This window comes from Ruegeria sp. AE3, assembly GCF_056542225.1.
In genome coordinates, this window is record NZ_JBQFZL010000005.1 from 172,671 (window position 1) to 185,462 (window position 12,792).

General features: G+C 59.6%; 11 protein-coding genes. 8 read left to right on the forward strand and 3 right to left on the reverse strand.

Annotated features, from left to right (window positions below):
* Positions 1-171 precede the first annotated feature (171 nt).
* The 7 genes from xdhA to ACR0NZ_RS12315 all read left to right on the forward strand — a co-directional run bounded on the left by xdhA (position 172) and on the right by ACR0NZ_RS12315 (position 9,556).
* Positions 172-1,533 (forward strand): xanthine dehydrogenase small subunit, encoded by a 1,362-nt coding sequence (xdhA, locus tag ACR0NZ_RS12285; protein ID WP_480519208.1) that lies wholly within the window; start codon positions 172-174, stop codon positions 1,531-1,533.
* On the forward strand, positions 1,530-3,932 hold the full coding sequence (gene xdhB, locus ACR0NZ_RS12290) for a xanthine dehydrogenase molybdopterin binding subunit (RefSeq protein ID WP_480519210.1): 2,403 nt from the start codon (positions 1,530-1,532) through the stop codon (positions 3,930-3,932). Before xdhA ends, xdhB begins: the two co-directional genes overlap by 4 nt.
* Positions 3,932-4,867, forward strand: coding sequence for a xanthine dehydrogenase accessory protein XdhC (gene xdhC / locus ACR0NZ_RS12295; RefSeq protein WP_480519212.1), 936 nt, complete (start codon positions 3,932-3,934; stop codon positions 4,865-4,867). Before xdhB ends, xdhC begins: the two co-directional genes overlap by 1 nt.
* Positions 4,864-6,381 carry an ABC transporter ATP-binding protein gene (locus tag ACR0NZ_RS12300; RefSeq protein ID WP_480496423.1) on the forward strand — a complete coding sequence of 506 codons (1,518 nt, stop codon included), beginning with the start codon at positions 4,864-4,866 and terminating at the stop codon, positions 6,379-6,381. The genes xdhC and ACR0NZ_RS12300 overlap by 4 nt, the downstream gene beginning before the upstream one ends.
* 63 nt (positions 6,382-6,444) lie before the next feature.
* A complete protein-coding gene (locus ACR0NZ_RS12305; protein WP_480496425.1) occupies positions 6,445-7,527 on the forward strand; it encodes an ABC transporter permease in 1,083 nt (360 codons plus the stop codon).
* Between the two features lie 2 nt (positions 7,528-7,529).
* A complete protein-coding gene (locus tag ACR0NZ_RS12310) occupies positions 7,530-8,450 on the forward strand; it encodes an ABC transporter permease (protein ID WP_209598075.1) in 921 nt (306 codons plus the stop codon).
* A 32-nt stretch (positions 8,451-8,482) separates the two neighbouring features.
* Positions 8,483-9,556 (forward strand): BMP family ABC transporter substrate-binding protein, encoded by a 1,074-nt coding sequence (locus ACR0NZ_RS12315; RefSeq protein ID WP_480475376.1) that lies wholly within the window; start codon positions 8,483-8,485, stop codon positions 9,554-9,556.
* A 119-nt stretch (positions 9,557-9,675) separates the two neighbouring features.
* Here the strand turns inward: ACR0NZ_RS12315 and ACR0NZ_RS12320 are convergent, their stop codons facing one another.
* From ACR0NZ_RS12320 to ACR0NZ_RS12330, 3 genes are read right to left on the reverse strand one after another with little or no spacing between them, the layout of a single operon-like run.
* On the reverse strand, positions 9,676-10,473 hold the full coding sequence (locus ACR0NZ_RS12320; protein ID WP_480519215.1) for a metal ABC transporter permease: 798 nt from the start codon (positions 10,471-10,473) through the stop codon (positions 9,676-9,678).
* Positions 10,473-11,219: a metal ABC transporter ATP-binding protein gene (locus ACR0NZ_RS12325; protein ID WP_480519217.1), complete on the reverse strand. Its 747-nt coding sequence runs from the start codon at positions 11,217-11,219 to the stop codon at positions 10,473-10,475. The genes ACR0NZ_RS12320 and ACR0NZ_RS12325 overlap by 1 nt, the downstream gene beginning before the upstream one ends.
* A 2-nt stretch (positions 11,220-11,221) precedes the next feature.
* Positions 11,222-11,734: a Fur family transcriptional regulator gene (locus tag ACR0NZ_RS12330; protein ID WP_480475370.1), complete on the reverse strand. Its 513-nt coding sequence runs from the start codon at positions 11,732-11,734 to the stop codon at positions 11,222-11,224.
* Between the two features lie 57 nt (positions 11,735-11,791).
* Here ACR0NZ_RS12330 and ACR0NZ_RS12335 point away from each other — a divergent pair, with 57 nt between their 5' ends.
* Complete coding sequence (locus tag ACR0NZ_RS12335; protein WP_480475368.1) at positions 11,792-12,763, forward strand: zinc ABC transporter substrate-binding protein; 972 nt, start codon at positions 11,792-11,794, stop codon at positions 12,761-12,763.
* Positions 12,764-12,792: the final 29 nt, after the last annotated feature.

Sequence of the window (12,792 nt, forward strand, 5' to 3'; positions counted from 1 at the left end):
AAATCCACGCCACTTGGCTGTAATGATGCATCATACAGGCAGTTTTTCTTGCCAGATCACGCATGCTGTTTCTAACATCCATTTGCAAGCTATCCGCCCGCCACTCTTTCTACGTCGCATCGAAGGAGGGCATCACCAGGGCGCAACCGGGTAAGGCGACGGGTTTCTCGAATGGACATCACGTTTCTTCTGAATGGAGAGACAGTGGAGCTGACGGATATCAATCCGACAGCCACTCTGCTGGATTGGCTGCGTGAAGATCGTGGCCTGACCGGCACCAAAGAAGGCTGCAACGAAGGCGATTGCGGTGCCTGCACTGTCATGGTGACGGATGCGGGTGGCGCAAAGGCCCTGAACTCGTGCATCCTTTTCTTGCCGCAGCTGCATGGCAAGGCGGTTCGAACCGTCGAAGGCGCCAGCGGCCCCGATGGCGAGGTCCATCCGGTTCAGCAGGCCATGGTTGACTTGCACGGGTCGCAATGCGGCTTTTGCACACCCGGTTTTGTCATGTCGATGGTGGCTGGTCACACCAATGGCGCGACGGATCACGACACACAGCTTGCCGGTAATCTGTGCCGTTGCACAGGTTATGCACCCATTATTCGCGCAGCCGAAGCGGCCGAGAAGCATCCCGTGCCTGTCTGGGTCAAGGACAAGCCTGTCGCAACACCCGCCGCTTCACCCATGCTGCCGGGCTCGTCCGACGCGCTGGCTGCTGTGTATGCCGAGAACCCAAATGCCACTTTGGTCGCGGGCGCAACTGATGTTGGGCTTTGGGTGACCAAGCAACTGCGCGATCTTGATCCGGTGATCTTCCTGAACAGCTGTGACGATCTGAAAGAGATCACGATCACCGACGAAGATATTCGGTTCGGTGCCATGGTCGATATGAACCGCATGGGCGAAGCCTTGGCGGACATTCACCCATCGTATGCTGAAATGATCCGGCGCTATGCCAGTGTTCAGGTCCGTCACGCGGCCACTGTGGGTGGCAACATCGCCAATGGCTCACCAATCGGAGACAACCCGCCCGCGCTCATCGCATTGGGTGCGACGCTGCACCTGCGCAAAGGTGATGAACGCCGGTCAGTCCTGCTGGAAGACTTCTTCATCGATTACGGGAAACAGGACCGCGCGCCGGGTGAGTTTGTCGAAGCCGTCAGCTTCCCGCGTCAGGCGGACCGGTTGAAATGCTACAAGCTGAGCAAACGGTTCGATCAGGATATCTCGGCCGTGTGCGGATGCTTCAACATTACCATTTCAGACGGACGGGTGGCGGCTGCGCGCATCGCGTTTGGCGGTATGGCTGGCATTCCGAAACGGGCAACCCATGTCGAGGCCGCGTTGATCGGCAAGCCATGGACGCGCGAGACGATTGACGCCGCTCTGCCCGCTTTTGCCGACGATTATTCACCGCTTACCGATATGCGCGCCTCGGCCACGTACAGGCTTGAGACCGCCAAAGCGATGCTGGAACGGTACTTCCTTGAGGATCAGGGCCAAGTGACCAACGTGCTGGAGGTATCGGCATGAGCGTAACCAAACCCCTTCCCCATGACGCGGCACCGCTGCACGTATCCGGTTCCGCCCGATATGTGGACGACATCCCGACGCCAAAGGGCACATTGCATCTGGCCTTTGGCCTGAGCCCGATCGCCAAGGGCACGATTACCGCGATGGACCTGTCTGCCGTGAAAGCAGCAGCCGGGGTCGTCAAGGTCATGACGGCACAGGACCTGCCCTTTGCCAACGATGTTTCGCCCTCGATCCACGATGAACCGTTGCTGTCCGACGGGACGGTTCACTATATCGGCCAGCCTGTTTTCCTTGTGGTTGCCACCAGCCATCTGGCCGCCCGCAAGGCGGTTCGGTTGGGCAAGATCGACTATGCAGAGGAAACACCGATCCTGACGGTGGAAGAAGCTCTGGCAGCAGACAGCCGATTTGAAGACGGGCCCCGTATCTATGCCAAGGGCGACGCGGACGCCGCGATTGAAAGCGCAGCCCACGTCATCGACGGAACATTCGAGATCGGCGGTCAGGAGCATTTCTATCTGGAAGGTCAGGCAGCCCTTGCCGTGCCGAATGAAGGCGGCGACATGCTGGTCCACAGCTCGACCCAGCACCCGACCGAGATACAGCACAAGGTGGCGGACGCTCTGGGCCTGCCCATGCATGCGATCCGCGTCGAAACCCGGCGCATGGGTGGCGGATTCGGTGGCAAGGAAAGCCAGGGGAATGCGCTGGCCGTCGCCTGCGCAGTGGCGGCGCGGGCAACCGGCAAAGCCTGCAAGATGCGCTATGACCGCGATGATGACATGATCATCACCGGCAAACGCCACGCCTTCCGGATTTCCTATCGCGCGGGATTTGACGAACAGGGTCACATTCAGGGCGTGTCCTTTCTGCAATACGCGATCTGCGGCTGGGCGCAGGACCTGTCCCTGCCCGTCGCCGACCGTGCGATGCTGCATTCGGACAATGCCTACCTGCTGCCCAATGCCCGGATTGAAAGCCATCGGTTGAAGACCAACACGCAGTCAGCCACCGCCTATCGCGGGTTTGGTGGCCCGCAGGGGATGGTTGCCATCGAACGGGTGATGGACCACGCCGCGCATGAACTTGGGCTGGACCCGGTGGAATTGCGCCGCCGCAACTATTACGAGCCCGCGCATAAGGTTGCCGAAGTCCAACCTCACGAAAAACCGCGGGGTCATCCCGACCCGCACGAAGACCTGACCAGCCGTGGCGCGGTGGAAACAGGGACCGCCCCGGTCCGCCCCCTGCCCGCTGGCGGCAACACGACGCCCTACGGAATGGAGGTCAGCGATTTCGAACTGCATGGCATGACCGAAGCGCTGATGAAGTCCAGCAACTATGCCGCGCGCAAAGCGGTCATCGAGAAATGGAACGCCGAAAACAGCGTGATCAAGAAGGGCATCGCCTTTTCTCCGGTCAAGTTCGGAATTTCCTTCACGCTGACCCATCTGAACCAGGCCGGTGCGCTGGTGCATGTGTATCAGGATGGTTCGGTCCACCTGAATCATGGCGGCACCGAGATGGGTCAGGGCCTGTTCCAGAAGGTCGCGCAAGTGGCCGCGTCGCGTTTCGGCATCCCGCTTGAGATGGTCAAGATCACCGCCACTGATACGGCCAAAGTGCCGAATACGTCAGCCACGGCAGCGTCTTCAGGCAGCGATCTGAACGGCATGGCGGTGAAAGCGGCTTGCGATACGATCCGCGACCGGATGGCCGATTTTCTGGCTGAACGGCATCAGGCCGACCCCTCCGCGGTCACTTTCACGGATGGCCACGTTTCGGTTGGTGAAGAACGGTACACGTTTGCCGAAGCTGCCGCACTGGCCTATCAGGGTCGCATAAGCCTGTCGGCCACCGGCTTTTATAAAACGCCCAAGATCGAATGGGACAGGATCGCGGGACGCGGTCGCCCGTTTTACTACTTCGCCTATGGCGCTTCGGTCACCGAGGTCGCTGTGGACACGTTGACGGGCGAGAACCGCATTCTGCGCACAGATATCCTGCATGACGCGGGCGCTTCGCTGAACCCGGCGCTGGATGTCGGACAGGTCGAAGGCGGTTACGTGCAGGGCGCGGGCTGGCTGACGACCGAGGAACTGGTCTGGGACGGCAAGGGCAACCTGCGCACACATGCGCCCTCGACCTACAAGATCCCGGCCTGTTCCGACCGGCCCGACATTTTCAACGTCGCACTTTGGGATGGCGAGAACCGAGAGGACACCATCTATCGCTCGAAAGCCGTGGGGGAACCCCCGTTCATGCTGGGAATATCGGCCTGGCTGGCGCTTTCGAATGCGGTGGCAGCCTGCGGGGACACCTATCCGGCACTCAACGCGCCCGCCACCGCCGAAGAGGTCTGGCGCGGCGTCCAGAGGATGAAGGGAGATATCTGATGGGATTTGACCTAGAGGCTTTGAGGGAGGCGGTCAAAACCCACGGCAAAGTGGTTCGGGTGGTCATCGCCGGGATCAAAGGGTCGTCTCCACGCGAAGTTGGTGCCGCCATGCTGGTCTGGGGCGGCGGGCAAAGCGGCACAATTGGTGGCGGAACACTGGAATACCAGGCGGCAAATGCCGCACGGTTGCAAACCACGCAAACCCGCCTGACGCATCATGCACTTGGACCCGAGTTGGGGCAATGCTGCGGCGGTGCCGTGTCGTTGCTGAGCGAGGTCTACGACGCAAACACTGTCAATGATCTGGACGATACGGTCATCGCGCGCCCGGCCACGGGTGACGAGATGCCCCTGTCGGTCAAGCGAATGCTGGCGACGGCGCGCGGACAGGGGATTGCGCCAGAACCGCAGCTGATCGATGGCTGGATGGTTGAACCTGTTCACAAGCCGACACGCAATCTGTGGATCTGGGGCGCGGGCCATGTCGGCCGGGCGCTGGTGGATGTGCTGTCCCCGCTTCCCGATCTTGCGATCACCTGGGTGGACACCAGCCGTCAGCGCTTTCCGGCCACTGTGCCAGCGGGCGTGACAATTGTTCCGGCCACAAAACCGGCCGAGCTGATCCGCCATGCCCCATCCGACGCCGAACATCTTGTGCTGACATACTCGCATAGCCTTGACTTTGAACTGTGCAACAGACTGCTTTTGCACGATTTTGGCTTTGCGGGGCTGATCGGCTCGGCTACGAAATGGGCGCGATTCCGGTCGCGTCTGGCCGCTCTTGGGCATCCGCCTGAACGGATAAGCCGGATCACCTGCCCGATCGGTGACCCGTCGATGGGGAAGCATCCACATATGATCGCCGTGGGCGTCGCCGCACAATTGCTGCGCCCGGCCCTGCAAAACGAGTTGAAGAAGGACCTGAGCGCGTGACCATTCCACTTTTGAGCTTGCAAGGGCTGACCAAAGCCTACCCCGGTGTTGTGGCCAATGATCAGGTGTCCTTTGACATCGGTGAAGGCGAAGTGCACGCGCTGCTGGGTGAAAACGGCGCGGGGAAATCCACGCTGGTGAAAATGATCTATGGGCTTGTGAAGCCGGACAGCGGCACCATGAAGCTGCGCGGCAATCCGTTTGCGCCGCCCGAACCGCGCGCGGCCCGTGCCGATGGGATCGCGATGGTGTTCCAGCATTTTTCGCTGTTTGACGCGCTGAACGTGGCCGAGAATATCGCGCTGGGGATGGAGAATCCGCCCCCGATGGGGGATCTGGCATCGCGCATTCGCGAAGTCTCGGAAACCTATGGTCTGCCGCTGGACCCGTTCCGCACGGTTGGCGATCTGTCCGCAGGCGAACGCCAGCGGGTCGAGATCATTCGCTGCCTGTTGCAGGACCCCAAACTGCTGATCATGGACGAACCGACCTCGGTTCTGACCCCGCAAGAGGTCAATATCCTGTTTGAGACGCTGAACAAGCTTCGCTCCGAGGGAACCTCGATCCTTTATATCTCGCATAAACTGGAGGAGATCCGAACGCTGTGCGACCATGCCACGATCCTGCGTCTGGGCAAGAACGTGGGCGAATGTGTTCCCGCTGAAACCTCGGCGCGCGACATGGCCGAGATGATGGTCGGTTCGACGTTGCAGACGCCTGAACGCTCGGGCCGGGAACTGGGCGAGGTCGCGCTGGATGTCAGCGGGCTGTCAGTCCCCTCGCCTTCGGAATTCGGCACCGCATTGCGCAATGTGCACATGACGGTCCGCAAGGGCGAGGTTCTGGGCGTCGGCGGTGTTGCCGGAAACGGGCAGGATGAATTGCTGGGAGTGCTGTCCGGGGAAATCCTGACATCGGCGGATGCGATCAAGTTCAACGGTCAGGCAATCGGCAAGCTCGGCCCGACAGCGCGCCGCAAGCTGGGCGTTCTGACCGCGCCTGAGGAACGGCTCGGCCACGCGGCGGCGCCCGACATGAGCCTGACCGAAAACGCTTTGCTGACCGGATCTGTGCGGGAAGGGCTTGAGAAAAACGGCTTCTTGAAATGGTCCGAAACCCGGAGTTTTGCCGAAAAGATCATCGAAGCCTTCGACGTACGTACGCCCGGGCCCGAAAACGCAGCGCGGTCCTTGTCCGGCGGCAATCTGCAGAAATTCGTGATTGGACGCGAAGTGCTGCAAAACCCTGATGTGTTGGTGGTAAACCAGCCAACCTGGGGGGTGGATGCCGCGGCGGCCGCGTCGATCCGGCAAGCCATACTCGATCTTGCGGCGAAAGGCACAGCGGTGGTCTGCATTTCGCAGGATCTGGATGAGCTGATGGAAATCTCGGACAGTTTTGCGGCCTTAAACGAAGGTCGGCTGAGCGCACCGCGCCCGACCACCGGCCTGACCGTGGATGAGATTGGCCTGATGATGGGCGGTGCCCATGGCATGGAGGTGGCACATGTGTGATCTGCTGAGTCGCCTTCGGCGAGAGTATTTGCAAAAAGATGAAACATCTGGGGGGATGAGCAGATGATTGTATTGGAGAAACGGCCACAGCCGTCCAGGGCCTGGTCTTATGCGACCCCCCTTGTGGCGGTGCTGGCGACAATGGTGTTTGGCGGGTTGCTGTTTGCCATATTGGGGAAAAACCCGGTCGAAGCCATCGGTACCATCTTCTGGGAGCCGCTTTTTGGCGAGTTCGCATTCTATTACCGCCCTCAATTGCTGGTCAAGGGCGCCCCGCTTGTGTTGATCGCTATCGGATTGTCGCTGGGATTTCGAGCCGGTATCTGGAATATCGGGGCCGAAGGGCAATACATCATGGGCGCCATATTCGGTGCGGGCGCAGGTCTGGCCTTCTATCCGCTCGACGCCTGGTACATCTTCCCGATCATGGTGGCCGCAGGCGCATTTGGCGGCTGGCTGTGGGCAACGATCCCGGCTTTGCTGAAAGTGCGTTTCGGCACCAACGAAATCCTCGTGTCGCTGATGCTGGTCTACGTGGCCGAACAGATGCTGGCCTCGGTCTCGCTGGGTTTGCTCAAGAACCCCGAAGGGTTCGGCTTTCCCGGCTCGCGCAACCTGCAATCCTATGAAAGCGCGCACAATGCCGAGCTGATTGCCGGTTCCGGGATGCATTGGGGTGTTGTCGCGGCCTTCATCGCGGTGATCTTTGCCTATGTTTTGCTGAACCGTCACATGCTGGGGTTCCATATCCGTCTGACGGGTGAGGCCCCCCGCGCCGCAAAGTTTGCAGGTGTGAATCCAGCGCGCCTGATCCTGTTCTGCCTTGGAATTTCGGGCGCTTTGGCCGGGTTGGCCGGGATGTTCGAGGTGTCCGGCCCGTCCGGTCAGATCAGCATCGATTTCAATGTGGGTTATGGCTTTACAGCGATCATCGTCGCCTTTCTGGGCCGACTGCATCCGGTGGGTATTCTTTTGGCCGGGGGCCTGATGGCGCTGACCTATATTGGCGGTGAAATCGCACAATCGCAGCTGGGCCTGCCTGCCGCAGCCATTCAGGTGTTTCAGGGAATGCTGCTGTTTTTCCTGCTGGCCTTCGATCTTCTGACAAACTTCCGCATCCGTGCGGCTCGTAGCGAGGTGGCGTGATCATGGATCTTGGTCAAATCAATCCCGTTCTTCTGGTTGCTTCGCTTATGGTGGCCGCAACCCCCCTTCTGCTGGCCGCGATCGGAGAGCTTGTCGTGGAAAAGGCAGGCGTTCTGAACCTTGGTGTCGAGGGCATGATGATCGTTGGCGCGATCAGCGGTTTTGCGATCTCGGTCGAAACCGGATCGCCCTGGCTGGGCTTTGTTGCTGCCGCCATTGGCGGGGCCGTGCTGTCGCTGCTGTTCGTCTTGCTGACACAGTTTGCGTTGGCCAACCAGGTTGCCAGCGGCCTTGCGCTGACCCTGTTTGGCCTGGGGTTCAGCGCCCTGATGGGGCAAAGCTATGTGGGCGTCAAACCACCCAGCATGGGCGATATCCACATCCCCTTGATCAGCGATATTCCGGTCATCGGCCCGATCCTGTTTCGGCACGATCCCATCCTGTATCTGGGCATTGCGCTGACCGCTGTGGTCTGGGCCGTCCTGAAGTACACCCGCGTCGGGTTGATCCTGCGGGCGGTTGGTGAAAACCACGATGCCGCCCATGCGCTTGGCTACAAGGTCATCAAAATCCGTATCATGGCGATCCTGTTTGGCGGGGCCTGCGCGGGTCTGGGTGGAGCTTACATCAGTCTGATACGTGTGCCGCAATGGACCGAGGGCATGACCGCAGGTGTCGGCTGGATCGCACTGGCGCTGGTGGTGTTTGCCAGCTGGAAACCGTGGCGGGTCCTGCTGGGTGCATATTTGTTCGGCGGCATCACCGTCTTGCAGCTTAATTTGCAGGCAGCGGGCGTTGCCATTCCCGTCGAGTATCTGGCAATGTCACCCTATCTTATCACGATCCTTGTGCTTGTGATCCTTTCGGCCGACAAGAGCAGCGCACCTGCCTCACTGGGCCGGACCTTCCATGCCTCACACTAGGGGCCAACTGAACCAACTTGGGGAGTAACTACATGAAATTAAAATCGCTTCTGACAACTGCCGCGATAGCGCTTGGTCTTGCGACCGGTGCAGTGGCACAAGACAAAACCAAGGTCGGTTTTGTTTATGTCGGCCCTGTCGGCGACGGCGGCTGGACCTATGAACACAACAAAGGCCGTTTGGCGATCGAAGAAGAGTTCGGCGACAAGGTCGAGACTGTATTCGTTGAATCAGTACCCGAAGGCCCCGACGCCGAGCGCGTGATGACCCAGATGGCGCTGGAAGGCGCGGATCTGATCTTTACCACCTCGTTCGGCTATATGGATCCAACCATCAATGTGGCCAAGAAATTCCCGAACGTGAAGTTCGAGCACGCGACCGGCTACAAGACCGCCGACAACGTCTCGGTCTATTCAGCGCGTTTCTACGAAGGCCGCGCGGTTCAGGGGCATATCGCGGGTAGAATGACCGAATCGAACATCATCGGCTATATCGGGTCCTACCCGATCCCCGAGGTGATCCGCGGTATCAACTCGGCTTATATCCACGCCAAGAAAGCGAACCCGGATGTCCAGTTCAAGATCGTCTGGGCCTATACATGGTTCGACCCGGCGAAAGAGGCTGACGCCGCATCGGTTCTGATCGAACAGGGCGCCGACGTGATCCTGCAGCACACCGACTCGACCGCACCGCAGGCCGCCGCACAAGAGGCGGGCAACGTGATCACCTTCGGTCAGGCTTCGGATATGAGCGAATACGCCCCCAAACCGCGTGTTTCCTCAATCATCGACAACTGGGGACCCTACTACATCGCGCGCACGAAGGCCGTGATGGACGGCACCTGGACCTCGTCCAACACCTGGGACGGTATCGGGCCGGGCATGGTAGAAATCGGTGAGATTTCGGATGCAGTTCCCGCGGACATCAAGGAAGAGGCACTGGCCCTGAAAGCCGCGCTTGCCGATGGCAGCTATCATGCCTTTACCGGACCGCTGAAAAAGCAGGACGGCAGCGACTGGCTGGCCGAGGGCGAAGTGGCCGACGACGGTACTCTGGCCGGTATGAACTTCTATGTCGAAGGGCTGGAAGGCGATATCCCGCAATAAACGGAGCGGATAGAAATGCATAAAGGCCCGCAGGATTGCGGGCCTTTTTTTTGGCGTTTTCGTTTCGGTCACATTACCGGATGCCCGGGATTCTACGGCCGCAAAGACCTACGGAACCTTTAGGCCATGTCCTGCGTTCGCCACCCGATCAGGCTGAGACACGCAAAAACGATCGCGGCTACGCAGACAATCGAGGGCCCTGCCGGAGTGTCGAATACATACGCAGCCCTTAGCCCTGTGATGGCCGAAAGCGCACCTATTCCTGCAGCAATCAGGGCCATGGATTCTGGTGACCGTGCCAGGTTTCGCGCAGCAGCCGCCGGAATAATCAGCATCGCGGCGATCAGCAACACGCCCACAACCTTGATCGCCACCGCTACGGTCACAGCAAGTGACAGGGTCAGGATCAGTTGTTCTCGCCTTGGATCGAAGCCGCTGGCATAGGCCAGTTCTTCGTTCAGTGTCGCGGTCAGAAGTTGCGACCAGCGCCAGACAATCAGCGCTACGACAAGCGCCGCACCACCCCAGATCACGACCAGATCCGAACGGGAGACCGCCAGAATATCCCCAAACAGATACGCCATCAGGTCAATCCGGACACCGGACAGGAATGAAACTGCAACCAGCCCGAAGGCCAGCGCAGAATGTGCCAGGACCCCCAGCAGCGTGTCCATCGCATAGCCGCGACCGGCCAAAAGCGAAACGGTCAGCGCCATGACCAAAGCGACAGTCAGCGCACCCGTGAAGATCGACATCTGAAACGTCAGGGACAGGGCCACGCCCAGAATTGCGGCATGCGCGGTCGCGTCGCCGAAATACGCCATGCGACGCCACACGACAAAACATCCAAGGGGGGCCGCCGCAAACGCCACGCCAATACCGGCGAGCGTTGCCCGCATCATGAAATCATCCAGCATTATTCCGCCGCTTCCTGTGGGTTTGCATCATGGTCATGATCATGATGGTGATCATGTTCATGACGATAAAGGGCAAGCGCGCCACCTGTTCCGGTTCCGAACAAGGCCCGATACTCTGGTGCCGAGGCGACCACGGCCGGCGATCCTTCGCAACAGACATGCCCATTGAGGCATATCACCCGGTCCGACGCGCTCATGACCACGTGCAGTTCGTGGCTGATCATCAGAATGGCGCATCCGGACTCGCGTCGGACTGCCTCGATCTGCTGGTAAAAGCTAGCCGATCCCCGTTGGTCCAACCCCTGTGTCGCTTCGTCCAGCAACAAGATGTCCGGGTGGTTGATCAAGGCTCTGGCCAACAGCACCCGCTGGAACTGTCCGCCGGACAGCTGCGACATCTGGCGTTTCAACAGATCCGGCACACCCGCGGATTCAAGCGCCTCGACACATTGCCTGCGCGACACAGGATCGGTCAGACGCATGAACCTTTCGACGGAAATTGGCAAAGTCGGATCGACATGCAGCTTCTGCGGCACATAGCCGATTTTCAATCCGGGCTTCAGTGACACGTGACCGGCGGAAGGCCGTGTCGCACCGATAATGGCCCGCAGCAGGCTGGTCTTGCCTGATCCGTTCGGGCCAACGATGGTCACGATTTCACCCGGTTCAACGACCATATCCACATGATGCAGCACGGTATGCGCGCCATAGCGGACGCTGAGTTTCTCGACAGTGATTAGGGCCATCTTTATGCCTTTTCGGTGCAGTCAGGGCAGAGACCTTCAGCCTCTACAACCGTTCGCTCGATCTCGAAACCTGCCGCGCGCGCGGCAGCGCCAAGAACACCTTTGGAGGGGGCGGACTGCGCCTCGGCTACGGCATCACATTTTCGGCAGATCATGAAAGCAGGTGAATGCGCCGCGCCGGGATGAGAGCAGGCGACAAACGCGTTCAGCCGCTCGATCTTGTGGACAAAGCCGTTCTGTACAAGAAACTCCAACGCCCGATAAGCGACCGGAGGCTGGGACCCGAATCCTTCGTCGCGCAACCTATCAAGGATTGCGTAGGCGCCAAGGGCGCGATGTTCCTGCAACAACATCTCAAGAACCTTGCGGCGAACCGGCGTCAGACGCAGCCCTTCCTCTTTGCACCGGGCTTCGGCAGATGCCAGGGCCGTTGCGACACAGCTCTGGTGGTCATGTTCCTGAAACCCGACCGGGGCGGTGTCTTTGCCAGGTACTGGGTGCACATCACTTGTCATGTTATTTCATATCATGTATTGCCACTTGAAATGTTATAAAATCACACAGAGAGCTCTATGTCCAGAACGCTTCTTCTTCCATTGTCGATCACAGTTGCATTGCTGGGTGGACCGGCCCGCGCAGATGCGCCAAACGTTGCCGCGGACATTGCCCCGGTTCATTCGCTGGTGGCCCGTGTAATGGAGGGTGTGGGAACACCTGCCCTGATCGTCGCACCGGGTGCCTCGCCGCATGAATACAATCTGCGCCCGTCCGAGGCAGCCGCGTTGCAAAACGCCGATCTGGTGTTCTGGGTAGGAGAAGACCTGACGCCATGGTTGGAAAGCGCGATAGAAACCCTTGCCCAAGGCGCGACTGCCACTGCCCTATTGGACGCAAAGGGCACGGAGCTTCTTGAGTTCCGGGAAGACACATTGTTTGAGGCGCATGATCACGCGGACGATGCGGGTCACGAAGACCATGACGACCATGACGATCACGAAGGCCATGATGATCATAACGATCATGATTCTCATGACCCACATGCCTGGCTGTCGCCAACGAATGCCAAAGCCTGGCTGAACCTGATCGCAGATCAATTGTCGTCAGCGGATCCCGACAATGCCGCTGCGTATTTGGCAAACGCCGAAGCGGCGCGCGAAGAAATGACCGCGCTTTCCGCAGAAGTGGCAGGGTTGCTTGAGCCGGTTCGCGGCGGCAGCTTCATCGTGTTTCATGATGCTTATCAGTATTTCGAGGTCGCGTTTGGTTTCCCGGCATCAGGCGCGATTTCCCTGAGCGATGCGTCCGACCCAAGCCCCGCGCGTATTGCCGCCATTCAAGGTCGCATTCGCGCTGAAGGCATCAACTGCGTATTATCTGAACCACAGTTCAATCCGGGCATCGTCGAGACCGTGTTGGATGGAACATCGGCGCAATCCGGTGTGATCGATCCACTGGGCTCGGCACTGGAACCGGGGCCGTCTCTGTACCCGCAAGTCATTCGTAACATGGCGCAAACCCTGTCGGAGTGTTTGAAAACCCGTTGAACCGGGACTGGGATCGGGACGCGGGAACC

What these genes read in the sequence shown, in the direction of transcription:
- xdhA (WP_480519208.1), top strand. Translation starts at nt 172, where the DNA reads ATGGACATCACGTTTCTTCTGAATGGAGAGACAGTGGAGCTGACGGAT.
- xdhB (WP_480519210.1), top strand. Translation starts at nt 1,530, where the DNA reads ATGAGCGTAACCAAACCCCTTCCCCATGACGCGGCACCGCTGCACGTA.
- xdhC (WP_480519212.1), top strand. Translation starts at nt 3,932, where the DNA reads ATGGGATTTGACCTAGAGGCTTTGAGGGAGGCGGTCAAAACCCACGGC.
- ACR0NZ_RS12305 (WP_480496425.1), top strand. Translation starts at nt 6,445, where the DNA reads ATGATTGTATTGGAGAAACGGCCACAGCCGTCCAGGGCCTGGTCTTAT.
- ACR0NZ_RS12310 (WP_209598075.1), top strand. Translation starts at nt 7,530, where the DNA reads ATGGATCTTGGTCAAATCAATCCCGTTCTTCTGGTTGCTTCGCTTATG.
- ACR0NZ_RS12315 (WP_480475376.1), top strand. Translation starts at nt 8,483, where the DNA reads ATGAAATTAAAATCGCTTCTGACAACTGCCGCGATAGCGCTTGGTCTT.
- ACR0NZ_RS12320 (WP_480519215.1), bottom strand. Translation starts at nt 10,473, where the DNA reads ATGCTGGATGATTTCATGATGCGGGCAACGCTCGCCGGTATTGGCGTG.
- ACR0NZ_RS12325 (WP_480519217.1), bottom strand. Translation starts at nt 11,219, where the DNA reads ATGGCCCTAATCACTGTCGAGAAACTCAGCGTCCGCTATGGCGCGCAT.
- ACR0NZ_RS12330 (WP_480475370.1), bottom strand. Translation starts at nt 11,734, where the DNA reads ATGACAAGTGATGTGCACCCAGTACCTGGCAAAGACACCGCCCCGGTC.
- ACR0NZ_RS12335 (WP_480475368.1), top strand. Translation starts at nt 11,792, where the DNA reads ATGTCCAGAACGCTTCTTCTTCCATTGTCGATCACAGTTGCATTGCTG.